Origin of the sequence: Actinobacillus porcitonsillarum (assembly GCF_003101015.1) — a bacterium.
GTDB lineage: Bacteria > Pseudomonadota > Gammaproteobacteria > Enterobacterales > Pasteurellaceae > Haemophilus_A > Haemophilus_A porcitonsillarum.
The window spans coordinates 2,078,816-2,100,372 of the sequence record NZ_CP029206.1; the positions used below are offsets into that span (position 1 = coordinate 2,078,816).

At 41.3% G+C, this 21,557-nt stretch carries 16 protein-coding genes; 5 read left to right on the forward strand and 11 right to left on the reverse strand.

Translation table 11 applies throughout. The annotated features are described in order from the left end of the window. Window positions 1-15: 15 nt before the first annotated feature. Window positions 16-1,935 carry an ABC transporter ATP-binding protein gene (locus tag DDU33_RS10000; RefSeq protein ID WP_108924961.1) on the reverse strand — a complete coding sequence of 640 codons (1,920 nt, stop codon included), beginning with the start codon at window positions 1,933-1,935 and terminating at the stop codon, window positions 16-18. Window positions 1,936-1,999: 64 nt separating this feature from the next. On the opposite strand from DDU33_RS10000, the gene DDU33_RS10005 reads away from it, so the two are divergent. From DDU33_RS10005 to DDU33_RS10020, 4 genes are all read left to right on the forward strand, one after another. Further along, window positions 2,000-2,617, forward strand: a complete 618-nt coding sequence (locus tag DDU33_RS10005; RefSeq protein ID WP_108924963.1) for a MarC family protein — start codon at window positions 2,000-2,002, stop codon at window positions 2,615-2,617. A 38-nt stretch (window positions 2,618-2,655) separates the two neighbouring features. Beyond that, window positions 2,656-3,246, forward strand: a complete 591-nt coding sequence (locus DDU33_RS10010; protein ID WP_108924965.1) for a YajG family lipoprotein — start codon at window positions 2,656-2,658, stop codon at window positions 3,244-3,246. 74 nt (window positions 3,247-3,320) lie between these two features. Then, window positions 3,321-4,052: a 16S rRNA (uracil(1498)-N(3))-methyltransferase gene (gene rsmE / locus DDU33_RS10015; protein ID WP_108924967.1), complete on the forward strand. Its 732-nt coding sequence runs from the start codon at window positions 3,321-3,323 to the stop codon at window positions 4,050-4,052. A 31-nt stretch (window positions 4,053-4,083) separates the two neighbouring features. Further along, a complete protein-coding gene (locus DDU33_RS10020; protein WP_108924969.1) occupies window positions 4,084-4,647 on the forward strand; it encodes a YqgE/AlgH family protein in 564 nt (187 codons plus the stop codon). Between the two features lie 67 nt (window positions 4,648-4,714). On the opposite strand, the gene rluA is transcribed toward DDU33_RS10020, so the two are convergent. From rluA to DDU33_RS10035, 3 genes are all read right to left on the reverse strand, one after another. Further along, on the reverse strand, window positions 4,715-5,383 hold the full coding sequence (gene rluA / locus DDU33_RS10025; protein ID WP_108924971.1) for a bifunctional tRNA pseudouridine(32) synthase/23S rRNA pseudouridine(746) synthase RluA: 669 nt from the start codon (window positions 5,381-5,383) through the stop codon (window positions 4,715-4,717). Between the two features lie 188 nt (window positions 5,384-5,571). Next, entirely contained in the window at window positions 5,572-8,481 is a 2,910-nt protein-coding gene (gene rapA, locus DDU33_RS10030; RefSeq protein ID WP_108924973.1) for an RNA polymerase-associated protein RapA, read from the reverse strand. A gap of 418 nt (window positions 8,482-8,899) precedes the next feature. Further along, complete coding sequence (locus DDU33_RS10035; protein WP_108924975.1) at window positions 8,900-9,265, reverse strand: hypothetical protein; 366 nt, start codon at window positions 9,263-9,265, stop codon at window positions 8,900-8,902. Between the two features lie 157 nt (window positions 9,266-9,422). Here DDU33_RS10035 and rlmD point away from each other — a divergent pair, with 157 nt between their 5' ends. Continuing rightward, entirely contained in the window at window positions 9,423-10,745 is a 1,323-nt protein-coding gene (rlmD, locus tag DDU33_RS10040; RefSeq protein ID WP_108924977.1) for a 23S rRNA (uracil(1939)-C(5))-methyltransferase RlmD, read from the forward strand. Here the strand turns inward: rlmD and udp are convergent, their stop codons facing one another. The 7 genes from udp to galK form a co-directional block, all read right to left on the reverse strand. Then, entirely contained in the window at window positions 10,746-11,507 is a 762-nt protein-coding gene (gene udp, locus DDU33_RS10045) for a uridine phosphorylase (protein WP_108924979.1), read from the reverse strand. It lies immediately after the preceding gene. A 175-nt stretch (window positions 11,508-11,682) separates the two neighbouring features. Further along, a complete protein-coding gene (locus DDU33_RS10050) occupies window positions 11,683-13,239 on the reverse strand; it encodes a DUF2813 domain-containing protein (RefSeq protein ID WP_108924981.1) in 1,557 nt (518 codons plus the stop codon). Between the two features lie 10 nt (window positions 13,240-13,249). After that, window positions 13,250-14,614: a nucleotide 5'-monophosphate nucleosidase PpnN gene (gene ppnN, locus DDU33_RS10055; RefSeq protein WP_108924983.1), complete on the reverse strand. Its 1,365-nt coding sequence runs from the start codon at window positions 14,612-14,614 to the stop codon at window positions 13,250-13,252. Between the two features lie 120 nt (window positions 14,615-14,734). Continuing rightward, complete coding sequence (locus DDU33_RS10060) at window positions 14,735-15,721, reverse strand: IS110 family transposase (RefSeq protein ID WP_108922914.1); 987 nt, start codon at window positions 15,719-15,721, stop codon at window positions 14,735-14,737. 308 nt (window positions 15,722-16,029) lie between these two features. After that, window positions 16,030-19,041, reverse strand: a complete 3,012-nt coding sequence (locus tag DDU33_RS10065) for a glycoside hydrolase family 2 TIM barrel-domain containing protein (RefSeq protein WP_108924985.1) — start codon at window positions 19,039-19,041, stop codon at window positions 16,030-16,032. Between the two features lie 151 nt (window positions 19,042-19,192). Beyond that, window positions 19,193-20,161 (reverse strand): galactose-1-epimerase, encoded by a 969-nt coding sequence (locus tag DDU33_RS10070; RefSeq protein WP_108924987.1) that lies wholly within the window; start codon window positions 20,159-20,161, stop codon window positions 19,193-19,195. Between the two features lie 183 nt (window positions 20,162-20,344). Next, window positions 20,345-21,499, reverse strand: coding sequence for a galactokinase (gene galK, locus DDU33_RS10075; protein WP_108924989.1), 1,155 nt, complete (start codon window positions 21,497-21,499; stop codon window positions 20,345-20,347). Between the last annotated feature and the right edge of the window lie 58 nt (window positions 21,500-21,557).

Here is a 21,557-nt window from a genome sequence, read left to right on the forward strand (position 1 = left end):
TGTTCGCCCTTCGCTTTACTCTCCATTCAACATGAATTCTAACTGTTCTTGAGCCTCTAGCCATTCCATTTCAATCTGCTCAACTTTTTGCTTCGCTTCAACTTGCTTTGCTAATGTTTCCGTTAATTTTGCCTTATTTTCCGCCTCATAGATTTCACTTGAAGCTAATAAGGTTTCAAGCTCTGCCAATTGGGTTGAGGCTTTATCTAAATCCTTTTCCAACTGGGTAATTTTTTTGCGTAACGGTGCTGTTTGCTGGCGAAGCTCCGCTTCTAAGCGTTTTTGCTCTTTACGGTTTGAAGCACTCTCTTTATTTTCAGACACGCTAGCGGTCGAATTTTCAGAGGATTTTGCCAATTCAAGGCTATTTTGTTCATTCAGCCATTTTTGATAATCGTCTAAATCGCCTTTAAATTCTTCCACTTTTTTATCGTGTACCAAATAGAATTCATTGACCGTGCTACGCAATAAATGCCTATCGTGCGAAACCACCACCAACGAACCCTCATAATAAGTTAAAGCATCCGTTAAGGCTTGACGCATTTCCAAATCCAAATGGTTAGTCGGTTCGTCTAACAATAATAAATTAGGGCGTTGCCATACAATTAACGCCAGTACTAAACGCGCCTTCTCTCCCCCCGAAAATGAGCCAACCTCTTGTTTAACTTTATCCCCTTTAAAGTCAAATCCACCTAAGTAATTGCGTAATTCTTGCTCTGTTTTCTCTGGGGCTAATTTTGTTAAATGCCATAGCGGACTTTCATCAAAGCGCAAAGTATCCACTTGATGTTGAGCAAAATAGCCGAGTTGTACACCTTTGGCTAACTGAACGTGCCCACTTTGTGCTGCTAATTCGCCGGCAAGCAATTTAATTAGCGTTGATTTACCGGCACCATTTCTCCCTAACAAGCCAATTCGTGAACCAGGGACTAAATTTAATTTAACCGACTCTAAAACGGTTTTCCCACCATAACCTGTTGCCACTTTTTCCATCATCAATAATGGGCTAGGTAGCGCAAAAGGTGGTTTAAATTCAAATTCAAACGGCGAATCAGCATAAGCCGGTGCAATCAATTCCATTTTTTCGAGGGCTTTAATACGACTTTGCGCTTGTTTCGCTTTGGTTGCTTTTGCTTTAAAGCGGTCAATAAAGCTCTGCAAATGCGCTACTTTGCGTTGTTGTTGCTGATAAGCTGCATTTTGTTGCGAAATTTTGGTGGCTCGCTGAATTTCAAATGAAGTGTAGTTACCGGTATATTCGTGTAATTGCTGATTTTCAATATGAATCACTCGGTCAATAATCGGATCTAAAAAATCTCTGTCATGCGAAATAAGTAGCAAAGTGCCACGATAATTAGTTAGCCAGCGTTCTAACCAAATCACCGCATCTAAATCCAAGTGGTTTGTCGGTTCGTCCAACAGTAATAAATCTGAACGGCAAATTAAGGCTTGTGCCAAATTTAAGCGCATACGCCAACCACCGGAGAACGATTTTACCGGCAAATTGAGCTGTTCGGTTGAGAAGCCTAAGCCATTTAATAACGTTGCGGCTCGAGACTGGATCGTCCAAGCGTCAATCGTATCTAATTGAACGTGAGTGGTGGCAATCAAGTTACCATTATTTTCTGCATTGGCTTTCTCTAGTTGTGCCATCAATGCGGTATATTCCCGATCGCCTTGAATAACATAATCTATCGCCGAAATCTCTAACGCCGGCGTTTCTTGATTTACCCACGAAATCGCCCAATTTTTAGGAAGTAAAACCTCGCCGCCTTCAGGCTGCAATTCGCCTTTTAATAAAGCAAAAAGCGAAGATTTACCACAACCGTTTTTGCCGACAAGCCCGACTTTTTGCCCAGTGTGAATCGTTGCGGAGGTCTGCTCAAGTAGCGTATTTGTGCCACGCTTCAGAATTAAATCTGTAAAAAAAATCATAATAATTCATCTATTTATGTTAAAATTTATCGGCTTTATTTTATCATAATTATTAGGAGAGCAGATGTTTGATTCTTTGGCAGTACAATTTGTTGTACTTTGGGCGGTTATCGACCCGATAGGTTCTATTCCGGTCTATTTAGCAAAAACCACAGGGTTATCCTTAGATGATCGTAAAAAAATTGCCCGAAATGCGATTTTAATTTCTGCCGGTATTCTGTTTTTCTTCTTGATCGGTGGTCAGTTATTGCTCGAAGCGATGCAGATTCCACTCTCAGCATTCCAAATTGCAGGGGGATTGGTGCTTTTGATTTTTGCTTTAACCATGATTTTTGGTGAAGGTAAACCGCAGCATGAAATCAAAATGCAAACTAACATTAACGAGCTTGCTGTTTACCCACTTGCCGTGCCTTCAATTGCTTCCCCAGGGGCAATGATGGCAATTGTGCTTTTAACCGATAATCATCGTTTTAGCCTCTTTGATCAATCAATTACTGCGCTAATTATGTTAAGCGTATTATTGATTACCTATATTCTTTTATTACTTGCTAACCGAATTCAACATTTTATTGGGAATTCAGGTGCGGCAATCATTAGCCGAGTCATGGGGCTTATTTTAGCTTCGGTGGCTATCAATAACTTATTAGTTGGTATTCGTGATTTTTTCACGCAAGTCAGCTAAACTGAGTATACATTTATCTTTATTAAAGGAAGAAAAATATGAAATTCTCTAAAAAAATGCTTTTTGCAATGGCAACATTAAGTGTTGCAGTATTAACAGGTTGCCAAAGTAGCCAATCAAATGTACTAACATTTACAACACCATCGCCAACAGCGGTATTTAATACGAATAATCAAACTGCAGCAGTCAGTGTGAATACCCAAGATCTTCGCACGTCAAGAGAAATTGCCGCTTATACAAAAAATGGCGAAATTATCCGCTTAAGCTCAAGTCCGGATGTGGCACAAATGTTCCAACAAGCCGTACAACAAGACCTTAACGCTAAAGGCTTCCAAATTGTACAAGGTGCGGCAAATGCGCATGTTACTGTAAATATTAAACGCTTTTTTGCAACTGTAGAACAAGGAAACCTTCGCCACAAAGCGAATGCGGAAGTGAATGTTGAAGTCAGCGTACAAGGGTCAAAAGGTAACTTTAACAAAACCTTTAATGCTACTCGTAGCTACGAAGGCGTGTTAGGAGCAGATAATGACTCTGTGAAAGACGTATTAAGCCAAGCTTATCAAGACGTTGTAAAAGCGATTTACAACGATAACGAAGTTTCAAACGCAATTCATCAATATAAATAACCCTTTCACAAGCGGTTTAATTTGGTAAATGTGATACTAAATTAGACCGCTTATCAGCTTTTCTAAATAACATCATGCGAATTCCAAGAATTTATCATCCCGAGCCACTCATCGGAAAGACAACCTGTATTTTGAGTGAAGATGCAACTAATCATGTAGGACGAGTCCTACGCATGACCGCCGGTGAACAAATTACTTTATTTGACGGCTCAAACCATGTTTTCCATGCCACACTACAAGCGGTCGAAAAAAAGCAAATCATTGCAGAAATTACCTCTAGTGAATTAGATGATCGAGAATCGCCTTTATCTATTCATTTAGGGCAGGTTATTTCAAGAGGCGATCGCATGGAATTTACGATTCAAAAATCTGTAGAATTGGGTGTTAAAGTTATTACACCGCTTTGGTCAGAGCGTTGTGGCGTAAAATTAAATGATGAACGCCAAGATAAAAAATTACAACAATGGCAAAAAATTGCGATTGCCGCCTGTGAACAATGTGGACGAAATGAGATTCCTGAAATCCGCCCAATTATGAAATTGACGGATTGGTGTAAAGAGCAAGATGACATGCTTAAACTCAATTTACATCCAAGAGCTAAATATACCATTCGCCAACTGCCAAATATGCCGGCTGCCGGCGTACGATTATTGATTGGTTCAGAAGGTGGATTATCTCCGGAAGAAATTGCTATGACAGAAAAAGAAGGCTTTACTGAAGTTTTATTAGGGAAACGTGTACTACGTACAGAAACCGCCTCACTCGCTGCCATTACCGCACTACAAGTCTGCTTCGGCGATATTTAATTTTCCTCTTTAATCAAAATAAAAGGATCATATGTTAGACAATTTACAAGGTAAATTCTTAATCGCCACACCTGAAATGGACGATGAATTTTTTGAACGTGCAGTCATTTACATTTGTGAACATAACAGTAACGGGGCGATGGGATTGATCATTAACGTCCCAACCGATTTATCTGTTTTAGAATTACTAACCCGTATGGATTTCCAAATGGCAAATCAACGGGATTATAAAAAAGACCAAATGGTATTAAGTGGTGGACCGGTTAGCCAAGATCGAGGTTTTATTATCCATACTAAAACGGAACGAGATTTTCTTCACTCTTATCATGTTACCGATCGTATTATGCTTACAACATCTGGCGATGTATTGGATAGTTTAGGCACGCCCGATGCACCAGAGAAATTTGTTGTTTGTTTAGGTTGTGCAACATGGAGTAGCGATCAACTCGAAAATGAAATTGCGCGTAATTTTTGGATCTACTCGGAAGCTAACGACAAAACGCTTTTTGAAACAGGCTATTTAGATCGTTGGGTTGAAGCCAATGAATTTTTTGGCATCTCTTCAGGCGTACTTTCTAGCCCGGGGAGAGCTTGATATTTTCCCTCCCCAATCCACCTCCGTAAACGAAGGGGAAAAGAGATAGAGCGTTAAATAAATTTTATTAAAAATCCGCCTCTGCACTAAACGTCATCAACTCCCCTGTTATCGGGTGGGTAATGGTTAGACTTTCCGCATGTAAACACAAACGAGGCGCTAGGCTTTTCGCTAAGGGGTTGGCATAAAATTTATCGCCGAGAATCGGGTGCCCCAATGCTAGTGAATGAACCCTTAGCTGATGAGATCGCCCCGTAATGGGTGTTAATTTAACACGTGTTGTATTATTCGGTAAATGTGCCAACACTTCATAATGTGTTATCGCTTTTTTACCCCGTTCATAGCAGATTTTTTGGCGAGGGCGATTTTCCCAATCACAAATTAAAGGGAAGTCCATCACGCCCTTATCCCCTACTTGCTCGCCTAATTTGCCCCAAAGTAACGCAATATAGTGCTTCTTCGGCTCACGCTCTCGGAACTGGCGTTTTAACTCTTTTTCTGCCACTTTGCTTAATGCGAACAATAAAATACCGCTTGTTGCCATATCTAAACGATGAGCCGGTTCGGTAAAACCATATTTTTGCTGAACCCGTGTCATTGCGCTGTCATAGTATTCAGGGCGGTTCCCTGGAACAGAAAGTAATCCGCTCGGTTTGTTGATGACCAAAATATGGTTATCTCGGTAAACCTCATTTAAAAAAGGTTCTAAAGGTGGATGATATTCAATAAGTGCCATATATTTCTGAAATCATGTGGGATATGTACCACAGGTTTAAAATCTATTTGTAAATTGTAGGGGCGGGTCGGTGTGCCCGCCCTTTACCCCTCTCCCTGATTTTGCTTCTAAACGAAGCAAAATCTTTCCCTCTCCCACAAGGGGAGAGGGTTATATATTAACCGGAGCAGTTGAACCTAGAATTTTAACTAACTTTGATTGCTCACAATGACACGTAAACAATCAAGTCGCCAAGTGGCAAGATCTAATTGCGTGAGTGTCTCGTTAAGCTGTTTCTCTAACGCTGTAATCTCATCTGCTCGAATGTTTTTATTCACCGATTTTAACGCTTCTAAGCGGTGTAATTCAGCTTTTAATTTGCTATTCGCTTCTGCTTTTGCTTCAGCAATGATCGCTTCCGCTTGTGCTACCACTTTCTGCTCACTGATGCCAATCATCTTCTCGATGTTTGTGCGTGCCATTTTTGCAATTTTATTTGCCATCTGCTTATTCACTGGTTTCAATTGCTTTTCTAAACCGGCAAAAGAGACCTGAGCAGCCATATCGTTGCCTTTATTATCCAATAAAATACGAATTGGCGTAGGCGGTAAGAAACGAGTCAAATTAAGCCCTTTCGGTGCTTGTGTTTCCACAATGTAAATCGCCTCAAGTAGCAACGTACCTGCGGGTAAATTTTTATTCACTAACAGCGATACCGCCGATTTTCCAATATCGCCCGATGTGATTAAATCAATACCATGACGAATCATTGGGTGATCCCAAGTTAAAAATTCCACATCCTCACGCATTAAGGCTAATTGGCGATTAAACGTTACTGTACTACCTTCTTCCGCAAGCCCTGGGAAATCCGGCACGAGCATGTGTCCTGTTGGGCTAATCACAATACTTTGCTCGCCTAAATCCTCTTGCTCTAAACCAATTACATCAAAAAGATTTAAAGCAAAATTCACTAATTGAGGTTGGTTATCTTGTTCGGCTATCGCAGCTGCTAGTTGTTGAGCGGCTTCTCCGCCATTAGAGTTAAGCTCTAATAAGCGATCTCGCCCTTTTTCAAGCGCCGTTTTTAATACCTTTTGACGTTGATTTACTTTAGTAAGAAATTCATCAAATCCGTCCGCTTGTGGATCATCTAAATAGCCTTGCAACGCCTCATGATACTCATCAAAGAGTGTCGCCCCCATCGGACAGGTCTCTTCAAAAGCATTTAAGCCTTTGTGATACCACTCTGCCAACACAATTTGCGCAGAATCTTCAAAACAAGGCACATAAATTTTAATATCGTTTTTCTGTCCAATACGATCCAAGCGTCCAATGCTTTGTTCTAACACATCAGGATGATCCGGAAGATTAAATAACACTAAATCGCTGGCAAATTGGAAATTTCGTCCTTCCGAACCAATGCTTGAACTAATGAGAACCTGCGCACCCTCTTCTTGTTGGGCAAAATAGGCGGAAGCCTTATCTCGTTCAACAATCGACATACGCTCGTGGAACACTGCCGCACGAATCGCCTCTTTTTCACGTAAGATCTGCTCAAGCGCAATCGCTGTTTCTGCCTGTTTGCAAATCACTAACACCTTCTCATCACGATGATTTTTCAAGAAAGTGATTAACCAGCTAATACGAGGATCAAATTCCACCCAACGTGCCGTAGGATTTAAACGCTGAAAAAGTTGTTCCGGATAAAGCAGATCACTTTGCTTAATGCCGCCCATCATTTTCATCACTTTTAACGCATTCGTATATTGTGCCGGCATCGCCAATTTGACCTGATGATATTCACGGTGTGGGAAGCCTTTTACCCCTTGGCGAGTATTGCGGAACAACACTCGGCTGGTACCATGACGATCAATCAACTCTTGAATCAACTCTTGGCGAACTTGCAAGCGGTCAGATTCTGAAGATTTTTCGCTATTGATGATTTTAAACATCGGCTCGGTATCTTCTTCACTCAATAGCTCCGAAATCGCATTTTGCGCATTCGCACTCAATGGCTTATCGCTTAACAAGGTTGCAACTGCATCCGCCACCGGCTGATAAGCATTCTGCTCTTCAACAAAGGCACGATAGTCATAAAAGCGATCTGAATCCAATAAGGCTAAACGTGCAAAATGGCTTGCTTGCCCTAATTGTTCCGGCGTTGCGGTTAAAAGTAATACTGAAGGAATTTGTTTGGCTAAACACTCAACCAATTGATAAGCCACCGAAGGAGCCTCTTCCGACCAGGCCAAATGATGTGCTTCATCAACAATCAGCATATCCCATTGGCACGCTTTAACCTGCTCCGCACGATGAGGTTTCGCCGACAACCAATCAATCGAAGCAATGACCATTGATTCCGTATCGAACGGGTTCTCGCTGATATCATGACCATCTGCATCCGCCTGATCAAAATCGCTACAACGCTCTTCATCAAATAACGAGAATTTCAAGTTAAAACGGCGGAGCATTTCCACCAGCCACTGATGTTGCAAGGTTTCAGGCACTAAAATCAACACACGCTCTGCACGGCCGGCAAACAATTGTTGCTGTAAAATCATACCGGCTTCAATGGTTTTACCCAGCCCCACTTCATCTGCCAGTAACACTCGAGGCGACAAACGCTGCCCCACCTCTTTGGCGATATGCAATTGATGAGGAATAAGCCCGGCTCTTACCCCACGCAGCCCACGCAAAGGCGACTGAAACTGCGCTTGTTGGTGTTTTAGCGCATGATAACGTAACGCAAACCGATCTGAACGGTCAATTTGTGCGGAAAACAAACGATCTTGAGGACGGCTAAAACTCACTTTATGATCAAGCCCCATTTCGGGCAATACCACTTCTTCTTGAGTATCTAAACGTTTACCCAAATATAAAATCACCCCCTGATTTTCAATGACTTGGCTAACCTCCATTTGCCAACCTTCTGATGCGTTGATAACATCGCCCACTTGAAATTGCACTCGAGTGAGTGGCGCAACGGCAATCGCATAAATGCGTTCCTCCTCCGCTGCCGGGAATTGAATCGTAATGGCACGATTATCCACCGCAGAAACAATCCCTAATCCCAAGTTATTTTCAGATTCACTTATCCAACGCTGACCTACAACGAACATTTTTGCCTCTTTTTTATTTTAATTCGAGAGAATTTTATCAAATTTGCCCTCGAGAAAAAACTAGCGGTCATTTTCTTCGCTTATTTTACAACGTTTCCTAAGCTGAATTTCAGGCAAAAAAAAGCCTCTTATCCAATAAGAGGCAATGATACATGAATAAAATTTTCTGCCCTTTACAAGGGATTTTGTTATAGCTTATCGTAATAAAAACAAAGCCTTTTATTACAAAAAATCTTAACCATTATAAGAAAAACAAAACAACCAAGCAACTTTTTTGATCCGATGGAAAATAAATTTAGATATTACAATAGACGCAAACGATTAAATAAATTTCAATTTATCTTATTTTGTATTTTATTCATAAAAAAAGACCGCTTGCATAAACGCAAACGGCCGCTTTCCGAGTTAAAAAACAAAATTAATTTTTATCTAAATCTAAATCCGCTTTATATTCAATACGGTTGTGGTCTTTCACTTCAATTTGCACATCAAGTTCTTGTTCACCACGTTTAAATTTTAAATCTGCATCGTCACGCTCAATATCAGATTCTTTTAAACGGAAACCATGTCTTTGTGCATGAGAAATAACTCTTTTAGCTAATCCGCGAACATCATTTCCTTTTAAACGATATTCAACTTCATATTCGCCATTACCTTGTTTATCGGCTTTCACCAACTGACCATTCGGGCGGTAAATTTCACTTGGAATGCTTGCAGCAAATGCCGATGAGGCAAATAAACCTAATGTTGTTGCTAATAAAGTCACTTTGGGTAACATTTTCATTTTTGATTTCCTTCATGAGATAAAATAAATCATCTGCCTTTATGACTTAGGTAATTTGGATAAGTTCCCCTCTTTTTGAGAATTTTGTTCACTTTTTTATTTTTCGATATAATGATTCGATATCTTTCTTTATCTTCTCATCTTATGTGATAAAAAAATGGCGTTATTTTATTCTGAAAAAATGGCAAAAAAACCACAAAAAAAGACCGCTTGTCCTGTGGTTGAAATTCAATCGTTAGATTATCAAGGGCTTGGAGTAACCAAAATTGATGGCAAAACGTGGTTTGTTGAACACGCACTTCCAACCGAAAAGGTCGCAATTCAAGTGATTGAAGAAAAACGGCAATATGGGCGAGCGAAGGCGGTTAAATGGTTAAAAACCGCAGAAAACCGCCAAACGCCAAGTTGTGCAATTTATGCTCAATGTGGCGGTTGCCAAATGCAGCATATTCCGCTTGAAGTACAAAGAGAAACCAAACAACAAGCGTTATTTCAACGTTTACAAAAACTGCAATCTTCTCCTATTGCACTTGAACCAATGCTCGTTGGGCAAGCGAAAGGCTATCGCCGCCGTACCAAATTAAGTGTTGCGTTGCAAAACGGTAACTTGGTTATGGGATTTCGTATGCAAAATTCCAACCTAATTATACCGCTTGAGCAATGTGAAATTTTAACGCTGGCACTCTCTACCCTTCTTCCTTCATTACAAAATTTATTAGCAAACTGGAAGCAGAAAAAGCTCTTAGGACATATTGAATTGGTGGAAGCAGATAACACCGTGGCGATGTTATTAAGATATATGGGCGAACTCGACTCGTCTGATTTGGCGCAGTTACTTGCGTTCGCAGAAGAAACCAAACTTTCGCTGTTTTTGATGAATGATGCGCAGCAAATTGAGCATATTTGTGGCGAAAAACCATACTATAAACTTAATGATTTAACGCTACATTTTTCTATTCGTGATTTTATTCAGGTCAATGCCGAACAAAATCAAAAAATGGTCGCACAAGCCTTAAATTGGTTAGCCCTTGAAAAATCGGATCGGGTTTTGGATTTGTTCTGTGGGATGGGAAACTTTACCTTACCGCTTGCACAACAAGCCGGCTATGTTGTCGGTGTGGAAGGGGTTGAAGAGATGGTTGTTACCGCACGCCAAAATGCCGTTGAAAACCAGTTGGATAATGTTGCCTTTTATCAAACCAATTTAGATGAGCGTTTTGTCGATCAGCCATGGGCGGCAGAAGCATTTAATAAGGTGTTGTTAGATCCGGCTCGCAATGGGGCTTATTTTGCGTTAGATCATTTATGTGAACTGAATCCCGAGCGGATCGTTTATGTCTCTTGCAATCCGGCAACTTTAGTTCGAGATGCCGAAAAACTCATAAAATCAGGCTACTCTCTGGCGAAAGTAGCCGTAATCGATATGTTCCCTCATACGGGGCATTTAGAGTCCATTTCGCTTTTTGTTAAAGCGAAATAATTAGTTTTTAGCTAATTGGCGAGCGGCTGCCACAACAGCGGCAATCGCATTTTCTTCCGTACTCTTCATTGTTGTTTCATTTGGAATCTCTTGTTGAGTACGGTTTACAATCACACCGGCAACCATACCAGCTTTTAAGCCTAACGCAGCACACATTGTAAATAGCGTTGCCGATTCCATTTCGTAATTCATCACGTGTAAATCTTGCCACTGTTTTAGGCTACCTTGATATGCCGGATACACTTTGCCTGAATAGGTATCGTAACGCTCTTGCCCTGGGTAGAATGTATCTGATGAAGCGGTAATCCCGACATAAGTTTGAACACCTTGCGCTAATGCCGCTTGATGTAATGCGGTGGTACATTCAAAATCTGCTACCGCTGGATAAGCCAATGGCGCAAAATGTTGGCTCGCACCATCTAAACGCACCGCCCCTGTGGTAACTAATAAATCGCCGACATTGATATGCGGTTGAATCGCACCAGTTGTACCAATACGTAAGAAGGTACGCACACCTAGTTGCGCTAACTCTTCCACACAGATAGAGGTTGAAGGACCGCCAATCCCCGTAGAACAAACCACAATCGGCTCGCCATCGGCATACCCTAACCAAGAGTTAAATTCACGATGACTGGCTAAAAAGGTTGGATTTTCTAATTTTGCCGCAATGCGCTCACTTCTTGCCGGATCGCCCGGAATAATCGCCACTTTCGCGCCGTTTAACATTGCTTTGGTTAAGCCTAAATGGAATACTTCAGACATATTGTTCTCCTTTATATTTGCCTAAATTCAAATTCATTGTAACAAAATTTATTTTTAACTTATTGCGTTTAAACAAGTTTTTATCAGTTTTGGGGCCCCCTCTCTCTGCCGAAGGCTGCTGAACGCATCCTTCGTCTGTCTCTCTCCCACAAGGGGAGAGAGTTTAATGTATTGTTTACACCTTTTGCGTAAGCAATAGCACACTTTCAAATAGCTGTTTAAATAAAACGGGGATTTTATCTTCTCCTCTTAATTCCATCTCTTTTGAAAGCGCAATCGCTAAATCAGGTTTAGAGGTAAAATGTACTGCACGTTTAATAATTTGCGAGGTGGGATAAAATTTTCCATTCGGCTGCCAGCGAGCCAATTTTAGGAAAACCGCTTTAAAACCGGAATGATAAAAGAAATGCTCAATATCCCGATAAGGTAAGATGGTCAAACGGCTGGCAAAATTATCCTCTAAACTTTGAACGGTATCGGCATAACGCAAGCCGGCATCATCGCCATCGGTCAAGACGTACCATTCAATCCCCATTGCTTTGGCATATTTAATCAGCGGTCTTAAACCACATTGGGCAAATTCGACAATCCGGATTCCCTCAATATCTAAATCGATATTCAGTAATTTTGCCATCTCTTCCAAAATCCAAACTTCTGTTTCGCCTTCTACTAAAATCCACGTTTTGGCAAAAAGCGCTAGTCCTCGATTGTGATGAATATGAAAGGTCAGTTTTCTTAAATCTTCTTTGCCTAACATACTACTTTCAATTTGGTAAGCCTGAGTATGATCTGGGTAACGCACTAATCTGCAGATCTCTTTTAATGGAATATGTGATAACAACTCCATTGAATTGGTAGTGGTAATCCGCTGAATTTGCAATTGGCTGATTAAAGCCCATAAGATAGCAATCATTCTAGGGTGTAATTGCGTATCAAGATCTTCAAATAAGATGATCGGCGTGCCTATATTGGCTAATTTTTTATCCCGAACAAAAAATGCTGAGAGATATTCACGGACTTTTTCGGCAAGATGAGGGGCTTTTTGTAATCGAATACAAAGTGCTTTTGCTTTTTCCCATAAAAAAGCGTTATCTTGCATAGCTTCGAGGGCTTTTTTTCGGCTTTGTGCCGTTAAAAAATAGTACTTCATCAACAATGCAAGGGCTTCTAACTCTTGCACAAATGCTTGATCTGAAGCGTTAATCGGCATCGGTGTCAATTGCACCTGATTGATCGATTTATTTAAACGTGCATCACGTAAACGATAAACGGGATGTCTCTGGATTAAATAACGGATAACCTCTTGTTCGTTTTCACAGCTTATCACTCGATGTCGTTCATTCGTAAAACGATAATGTGTTGTAACCTCCCCGTTATTCCGTTCTCCAAAAACCTCCAAATGAAGAGAGTGTAAACCTTTATCGTCAGTGACAAATAATCCACGGCAAGGTTTTAACTCGGCTTCTCGATGTTCGTTTCCCCGCTCTTCACAAAACGTAAAACGTAGCCGAATTTGTGGGTGTTTTTTCGGCTGGCTACCAAATTCCACGTGGAAATCACTTTCTGTAAATTGATAAAGCTCGTCACTGGAACTGAAGATCGTACTCAACGCCCCTAATAAACTGGATTTACCCCAAGTATTTTCGCCAATCAGCACCATATTTGGGAGTAATTTCAGAAAGAGGGAATTAATGCCACGAAATCCGTGAATTTCAACAAATTTTAGGTACATACTTCCCTCCCTACTTCAGGATTTCATAACAAGGCTGATAGGCTTTTTCTGTCGGCAATTTCATTCGATTTTGTTGCACCAGTGATTGTAAAAGCCGATCCATTTTTTCCATCAACAGCGGATCGCCCGATAACTTAAACCGCCCTTCTTTTTCAATCAATGCCTGGGTTTCAGGTTTAATATTTCCTGCCACAATGCCCGAAAATGCACAGCGTAAGTTTGCGGCAAGTGCCTCTTTCGATTGTTCAAAATGTAAATTCAGTTGTGCCATTGAATGATGCGTTGGCACAAAAGGTTTAATCAAGGCTTCCGGAATGTTGAGCGACCAATTGAAATGATAAGCCTCACCATTTTGGCTACGTTGCTGTTTTAAACGGGCGATTGAAGATTTCATTTTTTTCGCCACTAAAGCCGGATCATCAATGATAATTTCATACAACGCCTGTGCTTCTTTCCCTAAGGTTTCGCCAATGAAGCGGTCGATTTCTTCAAAGTAATTTGCAGATGCTCTCGGCGCCGTTAAGATAACCGGAAGTTGCTGATCGTGATTGGCAAAGTTGAGTTTAATTCCCAAAATATACAAAAGCTCTTCTAATGTCCCCGGCCCGCCCGGAAAAATAATGATACCGTGCCCAAAACGCACAAAGGCTTCAAGGCGTTTTTCGATGTCGGGCATAATGATAAGTTCATTAACAATAGGGTTCGGTGGTTCGGAAGCAATAATGGAAGGCTCAGTAATGCCGATAAAACGGCTATTTTTGTAACGCTGATGGGCATGCCCAATAGCCGCACCTCTCATCGGTGCTTCCATCACTCCTGTGCCACAACCGGTAATGATGTTAAGCTCTCTTAAACCTAGCTCTGTTCCTACCGTTTTACAATACTGATATTCTGTTTCACTAATAGAGTGTCCTCCCCAACAAACCACCAGATTTAAATCATTGTTTGCCGGAAATGCCTTAGCGTTACGTAAAATAGAGAAGATCAAATTACTGCTGTATTTGGATAATGGAATGTCCAAAACGCCTTTTAACCGCTCGGTCATACCGTTTACAAAAATAATATCACGCAATACAGAAAAGAGATGATATTGGATATTTCGGATAATTTTTTGATCGACAAATGCCGTTTCAGGTGGATTATGCAATTCAAGCACGATACTTTTCTCACAAGCCACTAATTCAATATCAAAATGTTGATATTGTGCTAAAAGCGCCCGACTATCATCCGTTACCGCCCCTGAATTTAACACCGCCAGCGAGCAATTACGATAAAGCGGGTATAAACTCCCTTTGGCTTCTTTTTTCAATAGCTCCACTTCTAACTGAGAGAGTTGTTCCATGCTTCCTTTGGGGGCGATTCTATAACGACTCATATCGAATTCCTTCTAGTCTTTTCGGACAACATAGCAAAAAATAAATTTTTATGAAATAGATTTATCAGTAATTCCCTAGCTTTTATTTAATATAGTAGATACCATAAGACACAACAAATTTTATTTCATAAATGTATCTAAATTAAATGCCGTCTGTTTTTGCAATACAGCCTGTGCAATAGTGACTAATTTACGCATTAAAGCAGTGATAATTACCATTTTAGGCTTACCACACTCAAGCAACCGCAATACAAACGAGCGATATACGCTATTTTTGTAGCAGCCAAAGGCAAAATTCATTGCAGGACAAAAGAGCGCCTTGCGAATGTCGGATTGCCCGATTTTTGAGATACCAATAACGGTATTTAAACTTTTCCCCGAACTTTTAATCATCGGGGTTAAGCCTGTAAAAGTGGCTGCAGCTTTTGCATTTTTAAAACGATTGCCATCACCTAAATGGGCAATCAGTTGAACGGCGGTTGCAAAGCCAATAGCAGGAATAGTGCAAAGCAATTTTACATTGTTTTTCAATGTGTTATCTGCATTAACGCACTGTTTAATCGTTTTCTCCAAAGCATTAATCTGCGCTTTGATGAAGGCAATCATCTGCTGTGTTGAAGCAATGCAATCGCTATCAATCAACATCGTTAGCCGTGTTTTTTCTTGTGCCAACTGTTTTTTCAGGTGGTCAAGTTGGCGATTTTTACGCAACAATTCCCGTTGAGCAGGGGAAATTGGCTGATAAATCGGTAATTTATGACGCTTTTCATCGGCATAATCGGCAAGCATTTTGGCGTCGATTTTGTCGGTTTTAGAGCGTAAATTATCGGTTCTCGTGAAATTTGCACTACATTTAGGGTTAATTACGCTAACGGTGATTTGCTGTTGAAACAGAAAATCAGCTAGGGCTTCGTGATAAATATTGGTGGCTTCCATTACGCAGTGAAAAGTTTCACCAAATGTATTGAGCCACTGCATAAGTGATTGAAATCCTTCCGGATTATTTTTAAACACTTTATGCTTATGTTTGCCGTTTTGTAATTTAATGGCAACATCAAATTTAGCTTTGGCAATATCAATGCCAACGTAATATAATGGGTTATCCATTTGACCTCCAAACCTTGTGAATGCGGGCTACGGAAAACGTGCCTGAGATACCATTCGGGGTGATAGTGGATGAGGAAGTAGGCTTATATCTACACTACGTGCTTAATAGCACTAGGGACGCCACAACTCTACTTTCTCTTTAACCCCATTATGATGGTACTCGTAATGGGGTTTTCTTTTACCCATATTCTAATACAAGGGACGTAATGCTGGCGTCCGTATAAATTCAATACGGAAAAACAATATATTTTTAGAACATGAGAAAAACGGGCGCCAGCATGGCGCCCCTACTATTCTTTTGAACAACATTAATTGAAATTTAAATAGAACGTGATTTCTATCCGCTCCTCATTCAAACGATACTCATCTTTCAAATTCGGGCCGCAAGAGTTAGAGCCGATGCCACTCATTTTGTAATCCACACATAAAATAGTCGAAGCCGCTTCTTCTAGTTCATAATGGTGTTTTTTCGTGGTCAGTTCTTCGGCGGTATAAGGCGAGAGGTTAAAGCTAAACGCTTTATCTGCACTAATGTACAAACCATTTACTTTCAAATACTCACAACCAAAATGGCTACCATTTTCTTGCGGTTTAACGTAATCCGTATGGTTCGTTTTTGCCGTTGTGTGGTAAATCCCCAATTTTGCTAAATGATGTTTATCAATGTAACTTTCCGCTTCGCCATAGCCAAAATACTCTAATGGCTCTGCCATAGAAATTTGCTGTTTTGGTAAATAGAAACGTAACCCAAAGCGAGGTAAAAACGGTAAATATCCTGCCCGTTGCCCTTGAATATGCAATGAAATTTGCCCGTTCGCCCAAATTTGATAACGGAGGTCTAAAGTTAAAATGCGTCCACGGGCAACCGCTAAAATGGCAGATTTCACGGTAATTTCAACCGCTTGATCTGTAACATTTACCGCTGTTTCATAAGCTCGACTATAAGCTTTATCGTAACCTGCATTTTGCCACGTTTCACGAATAAGGCGGTCGTTATCCGTTGGTGCTCGCCAAATCACAAAATCCAGCGGTTGTTCAATTTGTGCCACTTCGTTTTTCTCAATATGGCTGAAAATGCCTTTCTGTTTATCGAACAGATAGCGATAATCGCCATTTTTGATCTCAACGGTTAGAGCTGTTTCGTTTACGTCAAAGTGGGTTGCTTCTTTAACAAGCGGTTGTTTTTTGAAGTGATTTTGCGGATAAAGCAAAATTTGATCAAAGCCTAACTCGTGATGCTTCGCCAGCAATGCCGAAGCGTGATTTTGCGTATAACGTAAATTTAATAGCCAATGTTCGCCGTTATTTTCAGGCATCGGCAAATTGAGCACGGCACTTTGCTGCGGTTTGCAATCAATTTGGCATTTTCCACCGCTTGTTACCACGCCGTTTTGGACAAATTCATAATGCACCGTTACGAAATCGGCTAAATCCGTAAAATCAAGGTAATTGTGAAGACGTAATTCGCCATTTTGATAGCTTGCTCGAACAGGGCGATTAACGTTTTTCAGCTCTAATAAATTGCTGTGTGGGATGCGATCCGGAGAAACTAAACCGTCCATACAGAAATTGCCGTCATTCGGTGTGTCGCCAAAATCGCCGCCATAACCAAATTTACCGTTTGGTAAATAAGGGGCGTGATCGCACCATTCCCACACAAAGCCGCCACAAGATTGGCGATGGCGTTGGAACGCTTGCCAATAATCTTCCGCATCACCGTTAGAATTCCCCATTGCGTGAGTGTACTCACATAAGATAAACGGCTTCGCTTTCGGCTCTTCGCAATAGCGGTCAATATCTTCTGTCGAGCCGTACATTTCACTGTAAAAATCTAAATTTGAGAGATCATTTTGGTGTTGAGTATGTTGATAAATTGAGCTTTCATAATGCACCAAACGAGAAGGATCGCGTGATTTTATCCATTCGGCAGCCGCCTCAAAATTCTCGCCGTAGCCACTTTCATTGCCTAGCGACCAAATAATAATCGAAGTGCGGTTTTTGTCTCGTTCTACATTCGCTTGTTGGCGATCTAAAATTGCCTTTTTAAAGGCTGGATCACGTGCAAAATAGCAGAAATTATCGATGGTCTCTTGGCGAATACGGGCCGTTTCAGGATCGTTTTCGTGATTGAGGAAAATGCTCGGTTCCGGTGTTTTGACCGTGAGCATACTCGCCCCGTGTGCTTCCACATCGGCTTCGCCAATCAAGTAAAAACCATATTGATCGCAAAGCTCACTAAACCAAGGCGCATTCGGATAATGGGCGGTACGAATGGCATTGATGTTATGTTGCTTCATCAACTGTAAATCTTTCAAGGCTTGTGCATAACTGATGGTATAACCCGTTTTCGGATCGCTGTCGTGGCGGTTCACGCCTCTAAATTTAATTGGCTGCCCATTGAAATAGAAAATGCCTTCTTTCACTTCCGCTTTTCTAAAGCCGATTTTTTGGACGATCACTTCATCGGCATAGCGTAAAACCAAGGTGTAAAGCTGTGGCAGCTCTGCATTCCAAAGTTGAATATTCGTGATTTTTTCACAAAAATCGACCGCTTGTTGTTGTAAAACTAAAGCACCGTTTGGGGCAAAAAGCTGAATATCAAGCGGTTGTTTTTGCCCGATAAATTGCGTTTCCAAACGAAGTTCCGCTTGGCTAAAATGCTCATCTAATTCATAGCGGATAAAGAAATCCTGCAAATAATTTTCTGGGCGTTCCAGCAAATAAACATCTCGGAAAATGCCCGACATTCGGAATTTATCCTGATCTTCCAAATAACTACCATCACACCATTTTAAAACCACGACCGTTAAATGATTTGTGCCTTGTTGCAGGTATTCCGTCACATCAAATTCTGAAGTGTTATGGCTAATTTGGCTATACCCGACAAATTGCTTGTTGAGGTAAACAAACAAGCAAGAGTCCACGCCTTCAAAATTCAATAAATAGCGTTTCGCCGTGTTAGGCTGTGCCGTAAAGGCGCGATGATAAACACCGCAAGGGTTTTGATGCGGTACAAACGGTGGATCAAACGGGAATGGATAGTTGATATTTGTGTAGTGGTGTCGATCAAAACCGTGATTTTGCCAATTAGACGGCACGGGGATTTTATGCTCAAACGCCATCGTTAAAAAATCTTGAGGCAGTTGATGATAGCTTTCGTAATAATTGAAATCCCAATCGCCATTAAGCAAGGTAAAATAGGCAGAATGTTCCCGTGCCTCGGTGGTTTCTAAACTTTGATGAGGAATAAAATAGGCGTGATGCGGCAAGGTATTAACGTGTAATATATTTGGATCTTGGAAATAGTTTGGAAGTTGCATTTTCATTCTCCTATTTGGGTGTCTCTTTTTTTAAAGAGGAGGATTTTCTGATGCGTAGGGTGGACGTAAGTCCACGTTTCTTATCAATATCAATCGTGGACTTACGTCCACCCTACAAAAAAGTTTATACCATAACCTCTAATATCAAATTTTAAAAAATAAACTGATAACTTATTTTATGGTTATAAGGCTCATTTGCTTTCAAAATACCGCCAAATTTTGCCAATTCCGGCTGGTTTGGGCTGTTGGGGAAAAACTCGGGTTCTAACGCAATACCGGCATAATCTTCATATTCGCCCGCTTGCATATTGGGTTGTCCTTTTAGCCAATTGCCCGTGTAAATTTGAATGGCTGGATAGCTGGTATCCAATTTAAGCGTTAAATCCTCCACCGCTAGACAAGCGGTAAAATCTGGTGATTTTTTTGCAATAAGGAAAGCGTGATCGTAGCCTTTTACGTTTTGTTGATCGGCATCGCTCAGCAAATCCTTGCCGATGATTTTGGCTTGGCGGAAATCAAAACTTGTCCCGTCCACCGCTTGCAAAGGTTTATTGGGAATACCGCTTTCATCGACCGGTAAATAGTGGCTCGCATTTAATTGCAAGCGATGATGTTTGATCGTCGGTTCGCCACTTAAGTTAAAATAGGCGTGATTAGTCAAGCAAAGCGGTGTGTCTTGCGAAGCGTTCGCTTCAAAGTGAATTTCAAGGCAATCTTCATTCAGGCGGTATTCCACAGTCGTTTTTACCTCGCCGCCAAACCCTTCTTCGCCGTCAGCAAAACAGTAGGCAAATTTAACCGCTTGTGAGCTTTGGCTTAGGATTTCCCATTCCACTTTATCCGCCCCCACATTGCCGCCGTGTAAGTTATTGCGACCGTTATTCGCCGCCAGTTGGTAAGTCTTGCCGTTGAGTTGATATTGTGCATTGGCAATGCGGTTGGCATAACGCCCAACCGTTGCGCCAAAGTAAGCGGTCTGTTTTTGCCAATTTTTTGCATCGGTGGTAACCAAAACTTCTCGTTCGCCTTTTGGGTGTTTTACAATGCAAGAAAGCCAAGACGCCCCAAAAGGAGAGAGGGTTAATTTAAGATATTTGTTTTCAAGTGTGATAAGTTGCATAACAGCTCCTTAATTTCCCTCGCCCGCTTGCGGGAGAGGGGGGAGAAAATTCGTAGAATTTTCGGAGGGAGAGGAGAATTTGTAAAATTTTTTGAAAAACTGACCGCTTCCCCTCTCTCTGCCAGCTCACTAGACATTCGCTGGCTGTCTCTCTCCCGCAAGCGGGCGAGAGTAAGATGGAAATTAAACTACTCTCACCCCATCACTTGCAGTGCAAACGTAAAAGGTTTCTTTAATTCCCGTTTGTTTTTCGTAATTTTCTGCAATCAGCTGGCGGAGTGCTTCGACTTTTTCGTGAGGCACAAGACAGACGATACAGCCACCAAAGCCGCCGCCGGTCATTCTTGCCCCACCTTTTTTACCGATAGCGACTTGGGCTAATTCCACCAAATAATCAATTTCCGGTATGGTAATCTCAAAGTCATCACGCATTGAGTCGTGAGATTGCGCCATTAGCTCGCCTAATTTTTCCATATCATTGGCTTTCAAGGCGGCAACTGCATCTAACACACGTTGGTTTTCGGTTACCACGTGTTTCGCACGTTTATAGGCTAATTCACTTTCTGCTTTCAATGCTTCAGCCTTAGCAAGAAAATCGGTAACACTTAAATCCCGTAAGGCTTTCACGCCAAAGAATTTTGCTGCTTGTTCACACTCTTGACGGCGGCTGTTATATTCGCCAGTGACTAAATCGTGCTTCACATTTGAGTTAATAATAGCAATGTCATAGCCTTGTGGCACAGGGGTTGGCGTAATTTCTAAAGAGCGGCAATCAATCATCACTAAATGATCTTTTTGCCCCAACGCAGAGGTAAGTTGATCCATATTGCCACAATTTGCGCCCACAAATTTGTTTTCGGCTTCTTGTCCGATTAAGGCGATCTCCGCAAATGAAAGCGGCAAGTCGCCAAGCCATTGGCAAGTTTTGCCGATAGAAATTTCTAAGGCGGCTGAAGAGCTTAAACCTGATGACATCGGTACATCGCTCGTCATCGCAATATCAGCACCCTGTTGGAAATTCGGGCATTTTGCTTGGATATATTTCACAACACCACGCACATAATTTGCCCATTTATGTTCGCTTTTTTCGATAGGTTGGCTTAAATCAAATTCATCTTGTGCTTGAATATCAATGGCATAAACTCGCCAACGGCTGTCATTGCGTTTTTTGAGGCTCACTGCCATACCATAGTTGATAGCACAAGGCATCACAAAGCCATCGTTATAGTCCGTATGCTCGCCGATAATGTTTACCCGACCAGGGGCAAAAATAGTTTGCTCGGCATTTTCGCCATAATGTTGTTTAAATTGGGTTTGAGAAAGTTCGATTGGGGTCATAGTATATTCCTCTTAATTGCACAAACTTTTGTAGGGTGGGCATCCCTGCCCACCAAAA

Bases quoted from the DNA above. Each gene is read 5' to 3' on its own strand.
- DDU33_RS10000 (WP_108924961.1), bottom strand. From the start codon at position 1,935: ATGATTTTTTTTACAGATTTAATTCTGAAGCGTGGCACAAATACGCTA.
- DDU33_RS10005 (WP_108924963.1), top strand. From the start codon at position 2,000: ATGTTTGATTCTTTGGCAGTACAATTTGTTGTACTTTGGGCGGTTATC.
- DDU33_RS10010 (WP_108924965.1), top strand. From the start codon at position 2,656: ATGAAATTCTCTAAAAAAATGCTTTTTGCAATGGCAACATTAAGTGTT.
- rsmE (WP_108924967.1), top strand. From the start codon at position 3,321: ATGCGAATTCCAAGAATTTATCATCCCGAGCCACTCATCGGAAAGACA.
- DDU33_RS10020 (WP_108924969.1), top strand. From the start codon at position 4,084: ATGTTAGACAATTTACAAGGTAAATTCTTAATCGCCACACCTGAAATG.
- rluA (WP_108924971.1), bottom strand. From the start codon at position 5,383: ATGGCACTTATTGAATATCATCCACCTTTAGAACCTTTTTTAAATGAG.
- rapA (WP_108924973.1), bottom strand. From the start codon at position 8,481: ATGTTCGTTGTAGGTCAGCGTTGGATAAGTGAATCTGAAAATAACTTG.
- DDU33_RS10035 (WP_108924975.1), bottom strand. From the start codon at position 9,265: ATGAAAATGTTACCCAAAGTGACTTTATTAGCAACAACATTAGGTTTA.
- rlmD (WP_108924977.1), top strand. From the start codon at position 9,423: ATGGCGTTATTTTATTCTGAAAAAATGGCAAAAAAACCACAAAAAAAG.
- udp (WP_108924979.1), bottom strand. From the start codon at position 11,507: ATGTCTGAAGTATTCCATTTAGGCTTAACCAAAGCAATGTTAAACGGC.
- DDU33_RS10050 (WP_108924981.1), bottom strand. From the start codon at position 13,239: ATGTACCTAAAATTTGTTGAAATTCACGGATTTCGTGGCATTAATTCC.
- ppnN (WP_108924983.1), bottom strand. From the start codon at position 14,614: ATGAGTCGTTATAGAATCGCCCCCAAAGGAAGCATGGAACAACTCTCT.
- DDU33_RS10060 (WP_108922914.1), bottom strand. From the start codon at position 15,721: ATGGATAACCCATTATATTACGTTGGCATTGATATTGCCAAAGCTAAA.
- DDU33_RS10065 (WP_108924985.1), bottom strand. From the start codon at position 19,041: ATGCAACTTCCAAACTATTTCCAAGATCCAAATATATTACACGTTAAT.
- DDU33_RS10070 (WP_108924987.1), bottom strand. From the start codon at position 20,161: ATGCAACTTATCACACTTGAAAACAAATATCTTAAATTAACCCTCTCT.
- galK (WP_108924989.1), bottom strand. From the start codon at position 21,499: ATGACCCCAATCGAACTTTCTCAAACCCAATTTAAACAACATTATGGC.